The sequence below is a fragment of the Streptococcus sp. 544 genome (assembly GCF_013277385.1).
Lineage (GTDB): Bacteria > Bacillota > Bacilli > Lactobacillales > Streptococcaceae > Streptococcus > Streptococcus mitis_BA.
In genome coordinates this window covers 1-18,263 of record NZ_VMMU01000023.1, presented here as the reverse complement: position 1 = coordinate 18,263, position 18,263 = coordinate 1, and the positions used below count along the sequence as shown (strand labels likewise).

Genomic DNA, 18,263 nt, shown 5'->3' with positions numbered 1-18,263 from the left:
TTAGTTTGGGAATTTACCAAAAAATAAGAGGAATTCCCCCTTATTTCTTTATTATATCCATTACACCCACTCACCATTGGCATTTACTGTGTAACCATCGATAGTTGTGTTCACAGCCAAAGCTCCTGATGAATATGAGTAATACCATTTACCACTAACTTGGTACCAACCTGTCTTCATAGCACCTGAGCCAGCAAGATAATACCATGTACCACCTTGCTTGAGCCAACCTGTTTGCATAGCACCTGAATCATTGAGGTAATACCAGTTACCATCTAAAAGCTTCCAACCAGTCTGCATAGCACCTGAACCGTCAAGATAATACCATGTACCATTGTCTTTTATCCATCTAGTACCCATTTTACCTAAACTGTCAAAATGGTACCAACTACCATTTATAAATTTCCAGCCTGTCTGCATAGCACCTGAGCCGTTAAGATAGTACCAATTACCATCAACTTGTTTCCAACCAGTTTTCATCACACCAGTTTCATCCAAGTAATACCATGACCCATCTTTGACCCAACCAGTCTTCATTCCATCTTCTTTAGAGAAATAATACCAATCCAGTCCAATTTTCTTCCATCCAACATGACGATTTCCCTCATCATCAATGAAGAATTTTTTACCATCAATTAAAACAATACCTGGTTTAAGGACACCTTCCTCATCTAAGAAATAATGTTTTCCGTCTACTGTAATATCCCCTGTTAGACGAACACCTTCTTTTAGATAGTAAGTTTTATCATCAATTTTGATAAAGCCAGTTTTCTTATCACCATTTTCAACAAAATAGTAAACCTTATCAGCAACTTTTACAAAGCCTAGCTTTTTAACACCATCTTTTTCATCTAAATAGTATTGCTTATCACCTGAAGTCAATAGACCTTTTTTCATAGCTCCATCAGCTTCAAAGTAGTAAGTCTTACTATCAATTTTTTGCCAGCCAGTAACTTTTTTGCCGTCCTTAATATAGTAGACCTTCCCATTCTCCGTTTTGAATTGACCTGCAGAATTAGACTGGTTCTGATTATTATTTTGGTTAGTATTAGTCGTTGAATTTGAGCGATAGATATGGTAAAGTGTATCACCTTTTAATTCACCAGTAACATAAGTATAGTTGGCAATATCCAGACGACTGGTATCAGAAGCTGCAGAGCCTGTACGTGGATCTTTAATATCAACTGGAACATCACTACCAGGTTTATATTCTACAAAACGAACTTTTTTTACTGGAGAATTAGAATTTGTTGTTGAGCCATTATTATTGTTTGCACCAGTACCATTTTGGTTATTATTCCCATTAGCATTACTAGTGCTACCATTGTTTTGGTTGTTATCTCTATGGTATGGATTGGTCTGAGTACCAGAATTCGTAGTACCTGTCGTAGCAGTAGGCGCATACATATGATACATAATACCATCTTCTTCTCTACTAGAAGTATAGATATAATTTGCAATTTCAGGGTGATTCTCAATAGATGCAGCTGTCACAGCAGCACCTGTAAGTGCAGCTTTGATATCTACAGGTCCACCATTTTTAAATGTTGCATAGTGGACTTCTTTAACCGTAGAAGTTGTTGTAGCCGTTGTTGCCCCTGTTTCGGCAGCTTGTGCTGGTTGAACTGAAGCCATAGCTAGCACTGAAGTAGCTAGTAAGATACCTGTTAGTGTTTTCTTCATGAGAAGAACCTCCTTTATTAAATGGTTAAATTTATATAGATTATATCTCTTTCCTATAATAAATGCAATAAAAAACATAAAAAGTGTAGAAATATTTAACAATAACAGAAAGAGAGCAGTTTGAACCACTCTCTTTGTTATTTTATACCCATTCACCGTTGGCATTTACATAGTAACCATCGACTGTAGTATTTACTGCAAGGGCACCTGAACTATAAGCATAGTACCACTTACCGCCTACTTGGAACCAACCAGTTACCATAGCACCTGAGCCTTTGAGGTAGTACCATGAATCACCTACTTTAGCCCAGCCTGTTTGCATAGCACCTGAACCGTTTAGATAGTACCAAGTGCTACCATCTTGCAACCAACCTGTTTGCATTTCGCCTGAACCGTTTAGATAGTACCAAGTGCTACCATCTTTAACCCACCATTTTTGCATGATGCCTTCAGCGTTAAAGTAATACCACTTACCGCCATCTTGTAACCAGCCAACTTGACGTTTGCCTTCTTTATTTACATAAATCCAGTTACTATCAACTTTATTCCAGCCAGCTTTTGTATTAGATTCATCTGTTAAGAAATATGTTTTACCATCAACGGTAATTTCCCCAAACTTACGTTCACCTTCTTCAGTGACATAGTAATACTTATCGCCAGCACCCTTGATAAGACCTGTCTTACGCTCACCTTCTGTAGTAATGTAATACCATTTTCCAGCACTATCTTTTACAATACCTGACTTGGTTGTACCGTCTTCAGCAAAGAAGTACCATTTATCACCTACCTTATGCGCTCCAATTGTCACAACACCATCTTTGACAAAATAAGTTTTTCCATTTTCAGAGATAATCTCTGTCTTACGAGCTCCATCTGACACAAAATAATAGGTTTTTTCTCCTACTTTAATGAAACCAGTTTTCTTAACACCTTGTCCGTCTAGATAGTAACGTTCAGATGTGTTTTCAAGAACTCCGTGAGCCATAACACCTTCACTATCAAAATAGTAAGTTTTTCCATCAACATTAGCCCAACCTTTTACAGGATTTCCTTTATAGTAAAGATAACGATTACCAGCAGACACACGCCATTTTACATCTTTATCAGAAGTTTTATAGCCTTGAGTATTTAACTCACTGACAGACGCATCGGGATCGTTTACATAATCATCAATCTTTGTCCCTTTCTCAACGAATAAGTAGTATTTTCTTCCCCCTTCAACATAGGCACGTTGAAATTCAAATCCTTCAATTGTCGAATGTTTAGAGATCGGCTGATTCCCATCTTCAAAAAATACTGTCTTACGTTCTTGTGAACGACCATTAATCACTGTGATCCACTCAGTTCTATAAACAACTTCTTCCGCACTTACTGGACGAGCTGTAATTGCAGAGTAACTGGTTAAAACTGCTGCACTTGCCATTGTCAAGCTAGCTACTGCTAGGGCTAAAGCTTTTTTATTTTTCATATGAGCATTCTCCATGTTTAAAATTTTAGGTAATAAACCTAGTTTTATTGTATCTTATTTTTTAAAAAAATTCTAAAAAAAACTGAACTTTTTATGGAAAAAATAAAAAGCAGAAGAAATCTCCTGCTTTTTTGATTAAACTAGATTATTTAACCCATTCACCGTTTCCGTTTACAGTGTATCCACCTACAGTAGTATTAACTGCAAGGGCACCAGAACCGTCAACGTAGTACCATTTACCAGCAACTTCAAACCATTGGCTAGCTTTCATAGCACCTGATGCTTCAAGGAAGTACCATTTGCCACCGTGTTGCAACCAACCAGTTTCCATAGCACCTGAACCATTTAGGTAGTACCAAGTGTTACCATCTTTAACCCACCATTTTTGCATTACGCCTTCAGCGTTAAAGAAGTACCATTTACCGTCGATTTGTTTCCAACCAGTAACTTGTTTGTTGTTGTCATAGTAGTGCCAGCCGTTTTCACCTTGAACCCACTCAGTACGAACAACATTGTAGCTGTCAGTTTTTTCAATTTCAACTGATGCATTTACATACATATCATTATTTTCGTTACGTCCAACTGCATCTGCTGTAAATAGTGAAGATTTTGTTAGGCGCTCAGGTAAAAAGTAACCTTTTGGTACTGTCAAAATACGGTAAACCGCTACTCCACCCTCGTGTAATTCAAACTCAGCATCACCTGCTTCATTTGTCTTAGCACTTACAAGAGCTGGGGCATCTTTAACAGGTTTTCCACCTTGAGCATTCAAGAAATCTTCAGTAGTTTTGTAAACTAATAGCTCAAATTCAACACCTGCAACTGGTGCACCTTGTTTATCTTTAACGTTGATACGTCCATGTGTTCCATTTGTGAATGGTACAACCTTTTGAACTTTACCATCTTTAAGATTAAATTGGCTATCATATGGATTAGATACTTTATCCTTGAATTGATTGTTAGGATTAATTACCAAATAAGTATAAGTAGAACCATCTGCATATTGAACAGATACTACTTTATCTCCATTTGCTAGAACTTGTTCAGCACGGTTAGTTTCAGTTGCTTTTTCCACTTGTGAAGGATCGTAAGTTTTTTCAACTTTTCTAACTGATGCTGCTTCTTCAGGTGTCAATTGTCTGTCAGCTGAAACAGCTTGTACAGCACCAAATGCTGCAAGAGCGACTGCGCTTGTCAATAAAACTTTTTTCATCGTTTTATCTCCTTTATTTTTCTTTAAAATATTTTTTCGTAAGACTATCTTACTACCATACAGTATATAAATATTTGCAGGATTTGTCAAGGGTTTTCATCAACTTTTTACCTATTTTTTTCAAAAAAGGGGAAAAAACGTCTTTGTGAGATGAAATACTCTTCAAATACCGTATCTCACAAGTGAAAATCTCACAAATTTCTTAAACCCTGAGTCAAACCTCACATATCTAATCCATATCGATAGTTGGATAGAACTCACTTCCATGATATTATCCTATAACCCCTTCCAAATGTCAAGCAAAAATGACAAGTATTTTAGAAATAACTCGCCATTTCATTAACTTTCTACTATTTAAAATGTGACCTCATAGCAAGGACTCAAACTCAGCGACAGTCATGCCTAATTGCTCGCTAGCAACCTCGGAAGTCAGAAGACCTTGACGGACTAGATTTACTAAACCTACTTTTAATCCCTCTTCAATGCCTTCTTCGCGCCCTTTTTCAATACCCTCTGCACGGCCACGTTCAAGTCCACGCTCTAAACCTTGTTCAATACCTTCTGCTCGACCACGCTCAAGACCACGTTCCAATCCCTGTTCAAGACCTTCCGCTCTAGCTGTTTCCAAGGCATAGTCATGAGCGAGTAAGGCTTGTTCTTCACGCCTGCGTTGTTCACTAAACATTCTCCTGTCCTCCTCGGACCAGCTCTTGTAGTCCAGCAGTTGGTCTGCCTGGCTGATGGCTCGCTCGGGTTCTTGGGTAAAGGGTTTATTCCCGAAAAACTCCAACCACGGCTTGCGAACCTCGTCTTTGCTGGTTTCTCTGTATTTTTAGGTCTTATTTATGATGGTCTTTCAATAATTCTTCAAACTCAGAGACAGTCATGCCCAATTGCTGACTGGCAACCTCTGCTGTTAAAAGATGCTGGCGAACAAGATTTGCTAACATAACAAAACCACCTTCCACCCTAGCAGTTTCCAAGGCATAGTCCTGTGCTAACAAGGCCTGTTCTTCTCGCATACGTAGTTGGCTAAACATCTTCCTGTCCTCCTCGGACCAGCTCTTGTAGTCCAGCAGTTGGTCTGCTTGGCTGATGGCTCGCTCGGGGTGCTGGGTAAAGGGTTTATTCCCGAAAAACTCCAACCACGACTTGCGAACCTTATCTTTGCTGGTTTCTCTGTATTTTAGGTCTTATTTATGATGGTCTTTCAATAGTGACTCAAACTCAGCAACTGACATACCTAATTGCTCACTCGCAACCTCAGGTGTTAGAAGACCTTGGCGGGCCATATCCAGAAAGGCAAAAAGTTTCCCTTCTTCCCTAGCTGTTTCCAAGGCATAGTCCTGTGCCAACAATGCCTGTTCTTCTCGCATACGTAGTTGACTAAACATTTTCCTGTCCTCCTCGGCCCAGCTCTTGTAGTCCAGCAGTTGGTCTGCTTGGCTGATGGCTCGCTCGGGTTGTTGGGTAAAGGGTTTGTTGCCGAAAAACTCCAACCACGGTTTGCGAACCTCGTCTTTACTGGTTTCTCTGTATTTTTTTAATTCCAAGAATGCCATCTTGACTAGATGGTTTTCTTGTCCATTGTTTGTGATGGTTAAGACCTCACCTGTCGTGTCCTCTCGCATACTGAAACTGTGGAAAGCCAAATCATCTGAGAAGTAATTGCTATCCACAATGGCAATGGCATAGACTGGTGCGATATGTTTGTAGCTCTGGTGGGTATCACCTTCACGTTGGCGAATTTTTTCAAGATTTTGATTGACCTGACTGCACAGATAAGCCCACAGACGATTGATGAAAAAATTCTGATGATGAACTTGAATCTCAATGATAACCTGTGTCCCATTGTCCAACTCAGCCAAAACATCTATACTTGTATAGAAGTCCTGCGCCGAGTACGGAATGGAAGGCAAGACATGAATATTGCTCCCCTCCAAAATGGTTACATTTTTTGCTGGCAAGTCCAGCATATCGCGGATAAATTGACAAGTGATTTCTGGATTGCTAAAGATTTTTTTAGCAACCAAGTCATTAGTTGGGCTGATGCCCGGATGACGTAATGTCATACTTTCTCTCCTTTCATTATAGCACATTTTTAAATCTAGGTTTACTAGATTTGATGCTTCTATCTATTTATTCGGAAAAGAGACGAAAAAAAATAAAAGTTATTAAAACTATTGTTTATCCTTAATTTTATCTGTACTAAAAGAGGGTTTGACACCTAATTTTTAAAATTAAAACACCCTGAATCCAGATACGGTTTGAATCAGCTTAACTTGTTCTTGATATTCTTGTTCGAGTTTCCGAATCATGGTTTCTAAGTCTTCTTTGCAGATGGCAAGAACATCATAGTGCTCCTTGATGATTCTGATTTTCTCACCTTGTTCAGGTGTTACATCGTCCGCTATAGCAATTCCAAAATCTCGCATCTTATCCTTCATTCATCTTGGTAATCAACTTCTTAATGTTTGGTTTCTCATCTGGATTGTCAAAGATTCTCTGAATAATAACTTGAGTAAAAAATCATTCCTTAGTTCAACCGATCCACAATATATCTTTCCAATTGCTTGGCAAACCAATCTTACTAGATAATATGATATTTGACTTTTCCATCAACTGTGCCTCTAAAGTCGTCAAAAAATCGTTCCAATCTTGAACAAAAGAATGTGAATGATGTTGTATAAGATTTTTCATAGCTAAAAGATAAGCAAATAAATCGTTATTATGCGTCTTTTTCTTTTTAGTCTCTGCATTCTTGTTTATTTGACGCAAATCAGCTGAAAAGAAACTTGGACTTGCTATTGTAAAATTTTGACCATATAGTCTTAAATGATGTGCTGTCCTATTTCTCATATGCCATGTAGCTGAAACCCAGCCAAATAATTTACTCTGGATTTCTTCTCCATGAATTTTAGAATTTACCATACCAGTTGATAAAAATGTAGTATCTATCCAATACTCCCGGTACTCTTTTTTCAGTGCACTTATAAAACGAGTTGTTTCCCCAAAAGTCATCTCTTGAAAAAGCACCCAAATTGGGAACTTAGAACCTTTATTTTTGATATGATGCTGTATTGACAGACTTTGATTCTCTGATAAATGTTTTTCTATAATTGAAATAAATTCGTTATATAATTCAGAGTTTTCATAAATAGTTTCATCCAAGTAACACTCACCTTTTTGATATTTTCCATTATATTGCTGACAAAGCGATTCAATAAAAGTTGATTTTATAAACTGCTCTAATCTACCAGAAAATATAAACAGAAACTGTGACAACCAGTCATTAAATTCATACAATAAAATCGCTGCTTGAAATTTTCCTTTATGAAGATTATCTGGAACCTGTTTAATAAAAGCAGAAAACGAATAGTAACTATGGCAACGTAAAAAATTTTTGGAATCTAGTTCCTCTTCAGGTGACATATCTAGCTTATCTGAAAGATAACTTACCAAATCTTCAAGAGGTAAAAATGCTTTCATTTCTCTCTTTAAATCTCTTGACAAAGAAATACTATTATCAGTTGTGTACATCATTAACCTTCTAAATTTATAAAAAAATGACTCCAGTTGCTATGAAACAGGGAGCAAAAGGAGTGCTTGTATCTACATACTATACTATTCTATAAAAAAAGTCAAGTAAACTTGATATTTTTTCAATTTGTGTCTAATTGTTCACTCGTAAATTCGGAAGGCAAAGCATGTTGTCATACTAAATCAATAAAGGCAAAGATTTATCCTTCAACTTTCCCGCGCTCCAGTCCTTGTTCGATACCTTCGGCTCTAGCAGTTTCCAAGGCATAGTCCTGTGCTAACAAGGCCTGTTCTTCTCGCATACGTAGTTGGCTAAACATCTTCCTGTCCTCCTCGGACCAGCTCTGATAGTCCAGCAGTTGGTCTGCCTGGCTGATGGCTCGCTCGGGTTGTTGGGTAAAGGGCTTGTTCCCGAAAAACTCTAACCACGGTTTGCGAATGCTATCTTTGCTGGTTTCTCTGTACTTTCTTAATTCCAAGAACGTCATTACTGTGATGGTATTACAAAAGTGCTTCAAACTCCGCTACTGACATACCCAATTGTTCACTCGCGAATTCGGAAGTTAAAACATGTTGGCGTACTAAATCTAGAAAGGTAAAGATTTTCCCACGCTCTAAACCTTGTTCAATATCTTCTGCACGACCACGTTCTAAGCCCTTTTCCTCAGCTTGTTCCAAGGCATAGTCCTGTGCTAACAAGGCTTGTTCTTCGCGCATACGTAGTTGACTAAACATTTTCCTGTCCTCCTCGGACCAGCTCTTGTAGTCCAGCAGTTGGTCTGCTTGGCTGATGGCTCGCTCGGGTTGCTGAGTAAAGGGTTTATTCCCAAAAAACTCCAACCATGGCTTGCGAACCTCGTCTTTGCTGGTTTCTCTGTATTTTCTTAATTCCAAGAACGCCATTATTGTGACGTTCTTACAATAGTGCCTCAAACTCCGCTACTGACATACCCAATTGTTCACTCGCGAATTCGGAAGTTAAAACATGTTGGCGTACTAAATCTAGAAAGGTAAAGATTTTCCCACGCTCCAGTCCCTGTTCAATACCACGCTCTAAACCTTGTTCAATACCACGCTCCAACCCCTGTTCAATACCTTCCGCCCTAGCTGTTTCCAAGGCATAGTCATGAGCGAGTAAGGCTTGTTCTTCACGCCTGCGTTGTTCACTAAACATTCTCCTGTCCTCCTCGGACCAGCTCTTATAGTCTAGCAGTTGGTCTGCCTGGCTGATAGCTCGCTCGGGTTGCTGGGTAAAGGGCTTGTTCCCGAAAAACTCCAACCACGGTTTGCGAATGCTATCTTTGCTGGTTTCTCTGTATTTTCTTAATTCCAAGAACGCCATCTTGACTAGATGATGTTCCTGTCCATTGTTTGTGATGGTTAAGACCTCACCTGTCGTGTCCTCTCGCATACTAAAACTGTGAAAAGCCAAATCATCTGAGAAGTAATTGCTGTCCACAATCGCGATAGCGTAAACAGGTGCGATGTGTTTGTAACTTTGATGAGTATTGCCTTCTTGTTGGCGAATTTTTTCAAGATTTTGATTGACCTGACTGCAAAGGTAAGCCCACAGGCGATTGATGAAAAAATTCTGATGATGCACTTGAATCTCAATGATAACTTGAGTACCATTGTCCAACTCCGCCAAAACATCTATACTAGTGTAAAAATCCTGCGCTGAGTAGGGCATGGAAGGCAAGATGTGAATGTTGCTTCCCTCCAAAATGGTCACATTTTTGGCTGGCAAGTCCAGCATATCGCGAATAAATTGACAAGTGATCTCTGGATTGCTAAAAATCTTCTTAGCAACCAAGTCATTAGTTGGGCTAATGCCCGGATGACGTAATGTCATATTCTTTCTCCTTTCATTATAGCACATTTTTAGATCTAGGTTTACTAGATTCTCTGGCTCTATCTATTTATTCGGAAAAAAGACGAAAAAACCTGAGAATTATCTCAGGCTTGGTCATTAAATTTTTTTCTCAATACCAAAAAGTGGAGAAAGTGGTCGTTTTTCATGAATACGTACGATAGCATCCCCCAAGAGATGAGCGATTGAAATCTGCTCAATCTTATCAATCAAACGCTCTTCTGGCAGATAAATGGTATCCAAAACAACCAATTTCTTAATAGCTGATTTTTGGATATTGTCCATAGCAGGACCAGAAAGAACTGGGTGCGTACAGCTTGCATAGACTTCAACAGCACCAGCTTCTGCAAGAGCATCTGCCGCATGACAAATCGTTCCAGCAGTATCAATCATATCATCAATCAAGATACAAGTCTTGCCTTCTACCTTACCGATGATGTTCATGACTTCACTGGTATTCATCTTATCAACACTACGACGTTTGTCAATGATAGCGATAGATGTTTTCAAAAATTCTGCCAACTTACGAGCACGAGTCACCCCTCCATGGTCTGGGCTGACAACCACATAGTCAGAACCAACCATGCCACGACGCTCAAAATAATCCGCAATCAGAGGAGCACCCATCAAGTGATCCACAGGAATATCAAAGAATCCTTGAATCTGCGCAGCATGCAAGTCGATGGTCAATAAACGATCCACCCCAGCTACTTCAAGCATATTTGCGACAAGTTTTGAAGTGATTGGCTCACGCGCTCTCGCCTTTCTATCCTGACGTGCATACCCATAGTAAGGCATGACAACATTGACAGATTCTGCACTCGCACGCTTCAAAGCATCTACCATAATCAAAATTTCAAGCAGATTGTCATTTACAGGCGAGCTAGTTGATTGTAGGATAAAGACGTGTTTCCCACGGATTGATTCTTCGATGTTGACCTGAATCTCTCCATCTGAAAATTGGCGGACACTTGATTTCCCCAACTCTATCCCAATCTCCTGCGCCACACGTTCTGCCAATTCTTTATTAGAAGAAAGGGCAAACAGCTTTAAATCAGAAAAAGACATGATTTCCTCCGGTATATATGTATCACTTGTGCTTTTCACAAGATTTTTCCATCTACCATTGTAGCGCTTTTTACACTATTTTTCAATCAAAAATAAAAGAAGGGCACCATATTTGTACCCTTGCATCATTCTTGTGAAAAATATTCTAGTTCATCAACTCATTATGCTTCTCAACAAAGCGATAAGCCTGATAAAAACCGTAAAGAGCAATAGCTGTAACTACTGGAATCGCTAAGGGTAACTCTGTCTCCAATTCAACAAAAGGAGAGTTAAACAAGAAATGAATTCCCAAGGCTAAACCTAGGAAAATAAGCCCTTGTTTCTTGCCAACCTTCTGTCCTTTATAGGCTCTGTAAAGCAAGTAAACACCCACTATAGCTAGACCTGAAAAAGTCCAGTGAGAGGCAATTCCTGAGATGATACGCTCTAAAATTCTCGAAATAGTAAAGTCAAATCCCTCTGGCAAATCCGTACGAATGTAGCCAATATCCTCAATCATTTGGAATCCCAAACCAGAAGCAATGCCTAGTAAAAACAAAGATTTTAATTTTCGCACAGGAACCAAAACTAAAACAAAGACAAGTGGCAATAATTTCAACGGCTCTTCTACCAAAGGAGCCACAATCGCACTTTCAAAGGCATTTAAAAATGTACTATCTGGGAAAAGAACGCCAAGCAAATCATGGATATAGGTATTCGCAAAGCTAGATAGCCAGCCTGAAAGGAACATCCCGCCCAATAAAGACAAGATCAAGGCGTTATTTGGCAATTCCCATTTTTTCCCAATACGGAAAAGGAAATAAAGAGCCGGAATCATGTAAAAGAGAGCTAGAAAGATAGAAACTCCCATTAGTCCATATTCCGCAGCTGACATCGAACCGTCCGTATAGTAGATAGTTTCATACTGCAAACCAATACATAGCAATAAAATAAAAATAAATAAAATACTGTTTTTCTTCATACACTTTCTTTCTAAATGAATTTTTTACAATTCTACAACTGTCATACTTCCTGTATCCACATCGTAAATGGCACCAGAGATAATGACATCGTCTGGTATTAGGGGTGACTCGATAAGCAATTGCATATCCTCTCGTACACTCTCCTCTATATCTTGGAAGGGCAAGAAGTCCTGGTCTGACACATCGACACCTAGTTCCTCTTTCAGATACTCCTGAAAAGGTCCATTTTCAAAGGTCTGAGCACCACAGTCTGTATGGTGCAATACCACAATCTCTCTTGTCCCCATTTGTTGCTGGGAAATAACTAGCGAACGAATCATGTCCTCAGTCACTCGACCACCTGCATTCCGCAAGATATGAGCATCCCCAAGTGCCAAGCCCAAAGCTTGCGCAACGTGCAGACGAGAGTCCATACAGGTCACAATAGCCACTCTTGTTTTGGGTTTAAGTGGCAGATTTAACTGCCCATGTAGGGCAACATAAGCCTGATTGGCTTGCATAAACTGTTCAAAATACGACACGATTCCCTCCTCGAAAATTTGATAGTCAAATATTTCTCCTATCTTATCATTTTTAAGAGGATTTGTCACGAATTATGTAAAGACCTTTTTCAAAACTTCCTGAATCGTTGTCACCCCAATAACCTGAATTTCCTTAGGCGGAGTGATTCCTGTCAAGGAATTCTTAGGTACATAAATCTTAGTAAAGCCCAGTTTAGCAGCTTCATTGATGCGTTGCTCGATACGATTCACGCGCCGAATCTCTCCAGTCAAACCTAATTCTCCTACAAAACATTCCTGAGGATTAGTTGGCTTGTCCTTATAGCTCGAAGCAATGGCAACTGCAACAGCTAAGTCAATGGCAGGTTCATCCAATTTGACACCGCCAGCAGATTTGAGATAGGCGTCCTGATTTTGCAAGAGAAGCCCTGCCCGCTTTTCCAAAACAGCCATAATCAGACTCGCACGATTAAAATCAAGTCCTGTGGTCGTACGCTTGGCATTTCCAAACATGGTCGGTGTTACCAAAGCCTGAACCTCCGCCAAAATCGGACGCGTCCCTTCCATGGTCACAACTATTGATGAACCAGTTGCTCCATCCAAACGCTCTTCTAGGAAAACTTGACTCGGATTGAGTACCTCAACCAAGCCACCCGACTGCATCTCAAAGATGCCAATCTCATTAGTGGAACCAAAACGGTTTTTGACCGCTCTTAAAATACGGAAGGTATGGTGTCGTTCCCCTTCAAAGTAAAGCACCGTATCCACCATATGCTCCAACATACGCGGACCAGCCAGAGTGCCCTCCTTGGTCACATGCCCTACGATAAATATGGCAATGTTATTGGTTTTGGCCAGCTGCATAAGTTCAGCCGTCACCTCACGCACTTGAGAAACAGATCCCTGCACCCCTGAAATCTCAGGAGACATGATAGTCTGGATAGAGTCGATGATGAGAAAGTCTGGCTGGATTCTCTCTACCTCTGCGCGGACACTCTGCATATTGGTCTCTGCATAGAGATAAAACTCGCTATCAATATTTCCCAAGCGTTCCGCTCGCAACTTGATTTGCTGGGCAGACTCCTCCCCACTGACATAGAGAACAGTCCCCACTTGAGACAGCTGGGTTGAGACTTGTAAAAGAAGGGTTGATTTCCCAATCCCAGGATCCCCACCGATAAGAACGAGACTTCCCGGTACCACTCCTCCTCCAAGTACACGATTGAATTCCTCCATCTCCGTCTTGGTTCGATTGACATTGATAGAAGTCACCTCAGCCAGTTTCATGGGCTTGGTTTTCTCACCTGTCAAGGACACACGCGCATTCTTTACCTCGGCAACCTCAACCTCTTCTACAAAAGAAGACCAAGACCCACAGTTGGGGCAACGTCCCAGATATTTAGGGGAATTATACCCACAATTTTGACATACAAATGTCGCTTTTTTCTTTGCGATAATAAACCTCTTTCTATATCTCTAACTCACACTCAATCACTTGGCAAAAATCAATTTTCTCATTTGGCACAAACTGGCGCATGAGCATGTTGTGAGTTACCACTATCACGGTCTGGTAATCTCGATACTTAGCCATGCATTCTAGAAAACGAGACTTCATCTCCGTAGTTGTCTCATATTGAATAGGACTATTAGGAAGTAACTCCCCCTTATTTTCTAGAAACATAGTACGAGCTTTTTCAAAATTATCTGTGCCACTTTCATAGACCTGCCATTCATGCAATAATGGATCCACTCTCAAAGGAAGTCCAGTAACACAAGCCACATAAGAAGCCGTTTCTAAAGCTCTTGTGACTGCAGAAGATATGATTATTTCAGCTGAAGGGAGTAAAGGATTGGTGCTCAATTTCTGGGCTTGCTGCCGTCCCTTCTCAGACAAGGGCGCCAAATCTATCCCAAATCCCGTATAAGAACGCTCCTCTAACTCACGATAATCTGGCTCCCCGTGACGTACAAAGATAATCTTCATTCTAGTGCCCTGTTGAACCAAATCCACCAGTTCGAACGCCATCAGCCGCATCTCCATCTGCGATTAAGAAAGGCGCAAAGACAGCCTGGACCACACGTTCCCCAACTTCAAGAATCACTTCTTGATCTGTGATATTCTTCATCTGAGCAAAAATATGCCCTTCATTCCCAGGATTTCCATAATAATCCCCATCAATGACCCCAACTGAATTAATTAAAACCAAGCCCTTTTTACGAGGATTTGAAGAGCGATCATAAAGGTAAAGAACCTCAGTCGGCTGCATATAAGCCTTAACTCCTGTCGGAACCAATACAATCTCTCCTGGAGCGATAACTGTGCGCACAGCAACCTTTAAGTCGTAACCAGCCGCATGCGCTGTCTCACGCTTGGGCAATAAATTTTCATCTGTAAAACTAGAAACCAATTCAAAACCACGAATTTTCATCATCTTCTCTTTTCTATTATCATTTATTCTAGATTATTCTATCTTATTTATTCGGAAAAAGCACGAAAAAAAGAGCACACAATTCAAATCGCTTAGGGCTGCTGGATTCCTCCCCTGACCCGCTTCACGCAGAACTGTTGCTCCACTGTTTATTATATCACATTCCTATTCATTTTAAAAGCAAAATTATTTTTTCCGTCTATTTCTAAAAAAGTCCTGCATAATAGCTGCGCATTCATCTTCCAAAATTCCCGTTTCAACATCCACACGATGGTTGAGACGCTCATCTGTCAAGATATCGTACAAACTCCCAGCAGCGCCAAATTTCTGGTTTTTAGCTCCATAGACCACGTTTGGAATACGGGCGAGTCCAATCGCCCCACTACACATGACACAAGGCTCAATGGTCACAAAAAGCGTGCAATCAAGCAAGCGCCAGCTCTCCTCACTCAGATTCGCATTCTCTATGGCCATAATTTCCGCATGCATAACCGCTCGTTGCAATTTCTCACGCGCATTATGCCCACGGCCAATGATTTCCCCATCTTTGATAATCACACAACCAATTGGAATTTCATCGTGTTCAAGAGCAATCTCAGCCTCTCTCAAAGCCTCTCTCATAAAGACTTCTTTTTCTTCAACTGTATAATTCATCAATTTCCCTTTTCTTACTTATCGATTTTATTATTATATCATGAATCCCAAGACAAAAAAAGCCACCGAATGCGGTGACTTTATAGGGAGATTATTATGAAAAAGAAAAGTTTAGGATATTTGTTACAACAAGTTAGGAGGTCTTCTTGTAACTGTCTATAGTATACCCGACCTATCTTAAACAAATCTTAAAAATCTCTTAGGACCAAACACTTTCTAAAATATTTGTTTGTTCACGACCAGGACCCACTGAGAAAGTAGAAATACGAACACCAACCAATTCACTCACACGACGAACGTAGTTACGCGCATTCTCAGGAAGATCTTCCAAATTACGAACTCCGGTAATATCTTCTGACCAACCTGGCAACTCTTCATAGATAGGCTTGCAACGTTTCAATTGCTCAAGACTAGCTGGATAGTAGTCAATACGTTGACCATCAAGATCATAGGCCACACAGATTTTCACAGTATCTAAACCACTCAAAACATCGATAGAGTTCAATGAAAGGTTAGTGATACCAGAAACACGACGGCTATGACGCATCACAACTGAGTCAAACCAACCCACTCGACGTGGACGACCAGTTGTTGTACCATATTCATGGCCGACTTCACGGATACGTTCTCCCACTTCATCAAACAATTCAGTTGGGAAAGGACCGTCTCCTACACGACTGGTATAGGCTTTACATACACCTACAACCTTGTCAATCTTGCTTGGCCCAACACCTGAACCAATGGTCACACCACCAGCCACAGGGTTTGAAGAAGTAACAAATGGATACGTACCTTGGTCGATATCTAGCATAACACCTTGTGCACCTTCAAAAAGCACACGTTTCCCGTTATCAAGCGCATCATTCAAAATGACAGATGTATCTGTCACATACTTCTTGATTTGTTGACCATATTCGTAATACTCTTCAAAAATATCATCGAAAGCAATCGCCTTACTGTCATACAATTTTTCAAAAAGACGATTTTTTTCAGCAAGATTACGTTCTAAACGCTCACGGAAAATATCTTTATCCAAAAGATCAGCGATACGAATCCCAACACGAGCAGCCTTGTCCATATAAGCTGGACCAATTCCCTTGATTGTAGTCCCAATCTTATTGTCGCCCTTAGCTTCTTCTTGCAAACGGTCTAACTCGATATGATAAGGCAAAATAACATGCGCACGATCAGAAATACGCAAGTTATCAGTTGTCACACCTTCCTCATGAAGATAGCTCAACTCTTTTACAAGAGATTTAGGATTTACAACCATACCATTCCCAATAACAGAGATTTTTTCAGGGAAGAAAATCCCAGATGGAATCAAGTGCAATTTAAACTTCTTACCATCAATCACAATCGTGTGACCTGCATTATCACCACCTTGGTAACGTGCAATCACTTCTGCATTCGCTGAAAGGAAGTCTGTAATCTTCCCTTTACCTTCATCACCCCATTGGGTACCTACAACAACAACTGAAGTCATAATCTTGTCTGAGCCCTCAGGCTCTTCCTTTCTCACATACATGGCAGGAATCTCACCCGCAATTATATCTTACAATTTATTATAAGAAAAAATCGCCTTTTTATCAAGAAGAAACAATAGAAAGATTTGCTATTTCCAACTATTAAAAAATGTTTTAGAAAAATTACCAGCTATTTATTGTTATATTGCCATGAAAAAGTAAGTTTGTTCGGAAATTAACTCAGACTATCTCAACAAGAAATAAAACCTTGTTTCATTATCATCTTTTCAAGATACAAACGATAAGCAACACGATAATGGTAAACGATAAAATCCCTACGACACCCAATGCCATATCTAACTAAATAATAAATCAAAAATTTAAAATGAAAATGTTCCCATTCCCAACTATTATCAAAGAAAGTAGCATACTCTTCTTCGATACTGTCATAGAAATCAGTCATCTGATCATAAATATTTTGTAGCATAAGCATACACTCCTTTACTTTTTATGAACTTATTCTAACAAAAAATTTTAATTAATCATTAATAATTCCTGAATTGTTAAAATACCAACCTCAACAAGAGAAAAAATAGGAAAAGTTGACAGAATAGAAACAAATTTACTACCTAAATTAGACTATTATAGACCTTATTAACTGCGTTAAATACTAAAAGAGACTGAGGTAAAAATCTTAAAATAAGAAAAACGCATAGTATCAAATTTTTCAAACTATCTTTAAAACATTTCTCAAAGATAACAAGAAAATTGTCAATGTCCTTAAACTAGCCTATTCTAACGCCAAACTAGAAGTCACTAATAATCCCATCAAACTTATCAAGCGCAACGACTTTGGTTTTCGGAACTTTAAAAACTTCAAAAAACGAATTATCATCGCTCTAAACATCAAAAAAAAGAAAGGACGAAATTTGCCCTTTCTCGAGATTAGCTTTTCTGGCTCTATAATATTTGTAGTGGGTAAATCCCCTATGGATATTATGGAGCCTATTTTATTGTAGAAAAAAAGTCCCATATCATCTATAATGAAAAGCGACCAAACCATCATTAGAAAGATTCATATGGAACAATTACATTTTATCACAAAACTACTAGACATTAAAGACCCTAATTTCTAAATTATGGATATTATCAATAGGGGTACACACTAAGATTCCTTTTAAGTGCTATCAGTGGTCGAAAATAATGGTAGCTGAGACTTCTATCGTCAAGAAAAATATCACTTGTCATTAGAGGCAAGACAGATTATTAATTACATAACAAAAAAAGAGGTCGAAACCTCCTTTAATTAACTACTCCGCCAGTAGGACTCGAACCTACGACATCATGATTAACAGTCATGCGCTACTACCAACTGAGCTATGGCGGAATAAAGCTAAGCGACTTCCATAT

Annotated in this window: 14 protein-coding genes, 1 tRNA gene, 1 other RNA gene and 8 pseudogenes; 2 read left to right on the top strand and 22 right to left on the bottom strand. The window is 39.4% G+C overall.

Features of this window, described 5'->3' with window-relative positions; all coding sequences use genetic code 11:
- Positions 1-60: 60 nt before the first annotated feature.
- From HT728_RS08840 to comW, 21 genes and pseudogenes are all read right to left on the bottom strand, one after another.
- The gene (locus tag HT728_RS08840) at positions 61-1,683 is read right to left on the bottom strand and encodes an N-acetylmuramoyl-L-alanine amidase family protein (protein ID WP_173234844.1); all 1,623 of its coding nucleotides are present in this window, start codon (positions 1,681-1,683) and stop codon (positions 61-63) included.
- Between the two features lie 142 nt (positions 1,684-1,825).
- The gene (locus HT728_RS08835) at positions 1,826-3,151 is read right to left on the bottom strand and encodes an N-acetylmuramoyl-L-alanine amidase family protein (RefSeq protein ID WP_173218804.1); all 1,326 of its coding nucleotides are present in this window, start codon (positions 3,149-3,151) and stop codon (positions 1,826-1,828) included.
- A 145-nt stretch (positions 3,152-3,296) separates the two neighbouring features.
- Positions 3,297-3,596: pseudogene (locus HT728_RS10700) on the bottom strand (N-acetylmuramoyl-L-alanine amidase family protein); the annotation flags it as partial.
- A gap of 1,135 nt (positions 3,597-4,731) precedes the next feature.
- Positions 4,732-5,196: pseudogene (locus tag HT728_RS08825) on the bottom strand (hypothetical protein); the annotation flags it as partial.
- A gap of 7 nt (positions 5,197-5,203) precedes the next feature.
- Positions 5,204-5,551: pseudogene (locus HT728_RS08820) on the bottom strand (hypothetical protein); the annotation flags it as partial.
- A gap of 6 nt (positions 5,552-5,557) precedes the next feature.
- Positions 5,558-6,436: an Rpn family recombination-promoting nuclease/putative transposase gene (locus HT728_RS08815; RefSeq protein ID WP_173234837.1), complete on the bottom strand. Its 879-nt coding sequence runs from the start codon at positions 6,434-6,436 to the stop codon at positions 5,558-5,560.
- Positions 6,437-6,616: 180 nt separating this feature from the next.
- A pseudogene (locus HT728_RS08810) lies at positions 6,617-6,884 on the bottom strand (IS110 family transposase); the annotation flags it as partial.
- A gap of 21 nt (positions 6,885-6,905) precedes the next feature.
- Positions 6,906-7,904, bottom strand: a complete 999-nt coding sequence (locus tag HT728_RS08805) for an Abi family protein (protein ID WP_173234835.1) — start codon at positions 7,902-7,904, stop codon at positions 6,906-6,908.
- 176 nt (positions 7,905-8,080) lie between these two features.
- A pseudogene (locus tag HT728_RS08800) lies at positions 8,081-8,386 on the bottom strand (hypothetical protein); the annotation flags it as partial.
- A gap of 19 nt (positions 8,387-8,405) precedes the next feature.
- A pseudogene (locus HT728_RS08795) lies at positions 8,406-8,807 on the bottom strand (hypothetical protein); the annotation flags it as partial.
- Positions 8,808-8,820: 13 nt separating this feature from the next.
- Positions 8,821-9,756 carry an Rpn family recombination-promoting nuclease/putative transposase gene (locus HT728_RS08790; RefSeq protein WP_173234829.1) on the bottom strand — a complete coding sequence of 312 codons (936 nt, stop codon included), beginning with the start codon at positions 9,754-9,756 and terminating at the stop codon, positions 8,821-8,823.
- A 117-nt stretch (positions 9,757-9,873) separates the two neighbouring features.
- Positions 9,874-10,842, bottom strand: coding sequence for a ribose-phosphate diphosphokinase (locus tag HT728_RS08785; protein WP_033680978.1), 969 nt, complete (start codon positions 10,840-10,842; stop codon positions 9,874-9,876).
- Positions 10,843-10,987: 145 nt separating this feature from the next.
- On the bottom strand, positions 10,988-11,803 hold the full coding sequence (locus HT728_RS08780) for a PrsW family glutamic-type intramembrane protease (RefSeq protein ID WP_173234827.1): 816 nt from the start codon (positions 11,801-11,803) through the stop codon (positions 10,988-10,990).
- A gap of 24 nt (positions 11,804-11,827) precedes the next feature.
- The gene (locus tag HT728_RS08775; RefSeq protein ID WP_004237611.1) at positions 11,828-12,325 is read right to left on the bottom strand and encodes a carbonic anhydrase; all 498 of its coding nucleotides are present in this window, start codon (positions 12,323-12,325) and stop codon (positions 11,828-11,830) included.
- 72 nt (positions 12,326-12,397) lie between these two features.
- Positions 12,398-13,762, bottom strand: coding sequence for a DNA repair protein RadA (radA, locus tag HT728_RS08770; RefSeq protein ID WP_316043882.1), 1,365 nt, complete (start codon positions 13,760-13,762; stop codon positions 12,398-12,400).
- Positions 13,763-13,772: 10 nt separating this feature from the next.
- Positions 13,773-14,330 (bottom strand): histidine phosphatase family protein, encoded by a 558-nt coding sequence (locus tag HT728_RS08765; protein ID WP_173218819.1) that lies wholly within the window; start codon positions 14,328-14,330, stop codon positions 13,773-13,775.
- The gene (locus HT728_RS08760) at positions 14,290-14,733 is read right to left on the bottom strand and encodes a dUTP diphosphatase (RefSeq protein ID WP_000701983.1); all 444 of its coding nucleotides are present in this window, start codon (positions 14,731-14,733) and stop codon (positions 14,290-14,292) included. Before HT728_RS08760 ends, HT728_RS08765 begins: the two co-directional genes overlap by 41 nt.
- Before the next feature lie 56 nt (positions 14,734-14,789).
- Positions 14,790-14,885, bottom strand: an RNA gene (gene ffs, locus HT728_RS08755) — signal recognition particle sRNA small type.
- Between the two features lie 34 nt (positions 14,886-14,919).
- Complete coding sequence (gene tadA, locus HT728_RS08750; RefSeq protein WP_173218821.1) at positions 14,920-15,387, bottom strand: tRNA adenosine(34) deaminase TadA; 468 nt, start codon at positions 15,385-15,387, stop codon at positions 14,920-14,922.
- A gap of 199 nt (positions 15,388-15,586) precedes the next feature.
- Positions 15,587-16,873, bottom strand: a complete 1,287-nt coding sequence (locus tag HT728_RS08745; protein ID WP_001832534.1) for an adenylosuccinate synthase — start codon at positions 16,871-16,873, stop codon at positions 15,587-15,589.
- A 230-nt stretch (positions 16,874-17,103) separates the two neighbouring features.
- A complete protein-coding gene (gene comW, locus HT728_RS08740; protein ID WP_000940044.1) occupies positions 17,104-17,340 on the bottom strand; it encodes a sigma(X)-activator ComW in 237 nt (78 codons plus the stop codon).
- Positions 17,341-17,569: 229 nt separating this feature from the next.
- Between comW and HT728_RS08735 the strand changes: the two are divergent.
- Positions 17,570-17,802: pseudogene (locus tag HT728_RS08735) on the top strand (transposase); the annotation flags it as partial.
- A 130-nt stretch (positions 17,803-17,932) separates the two neighbouring features.
- Positions 17,933-18,089, top strand: a pseudogene (locus HT728_RS08730) (ISL3 family transposase); the annotation flags it as partial.
- 77 nt (positions 18,090-18,166) lie between these two features.
- On the opposite strand, the gene HT728_RS08725 reads toward HT728_RS08730, so the two are convergent.
- Positions 18,167-18,240: transfer RNA gene (locus HT728_RS08725), tRNA-Asn, on the bottom strand.
- Positions 18,241-18,263 lie beyond the last annotated feature (23 nt).

Bases quoted from the DNA above. Each gene is read 5' to 3' on its own strand.
- HT728_RS08840 (WP_173234844.1), bottom strand. From the start codon at position 1,683: ATGAAGAAAACACTAACAGGTATCTTACTAGCTACTTCAGTGCTAGCT.
- HT728_RS08835 (WP_173218804.1), bottom strand. From the start codon at position 3,151: ATGAAAAATAAAAAAGCTTTAGCCCTAGCAGTAGCTAGCTTGACAATG.
- HT728_RS08815 (WP_173234837.1), bottom strand. From the start codon at position 6,436: ATGACATTACGTCATCCGGGCATCAGCCCAACTAATGACTTGGTTGCT.
- HT728_RS08805 (WP_173234835.1), bottom strand. From the start codon at position 7,904: ATGTACACAACTGATAATAGTATTTCTTTGTCAAGAGATTTAAAGAGA.
- HT728_RS08790 (WP_173234829.1), bottom strand. From the start codon at position 9,756: ATGACATTACGTCATCCGGGCATTAGCCCAACTAATGACTTGGTTGCT.
- HT728_RS08785 (WP_033680978.1), bottom strand. From the start codon at position 10,842: ATGTCTTTTTCTGATTTAAAGCTGTTTGCCCTTTCTTCTAATAAAGAA.
- HT728_RS08780 (WP_173234827.1), bottom strand. From the start codon at position 11,803: ATGAAGAAAAACAGTATTTTATTTATTTTTATTTTATTGCTATGTATT.
- HT728_RS08765 (WP_173218819.1), bottom strand. From the start codon at position 14,330: ATGGCGTTCGAACTGGTGGATTTGGTTCAACAGGGCACTAGAATGAAG.
- HT728_RS08760 (WP_000701983.1), bottom strand. From the start codon at position 14,733: ATGAAAATTCGTGGTTTTGAATTGGTTTCTAGTTTTACAGATGAAAAT.
- tadA (WP_173218821.1), bottom strand. From the start codon at position 15,387: ATGAATTATACAGTTGAAGAAAAAGAAGTCTTTATGAGAGAGGCTTTG.
- HT728_RS08745 (WP_001832534.1), bottom strand. From the start codon at position 16,873: ATGACTTCAGTTGTTGTTGTAGGTACCCAATGGGGTGATGAAGGTAAA.
- comW (WP_000940044.1), bottom strand. From the start codon at position 17,340: ATGCTACAAAATATTTATGATCAGATGACTGATTTCTATGACAGTATC.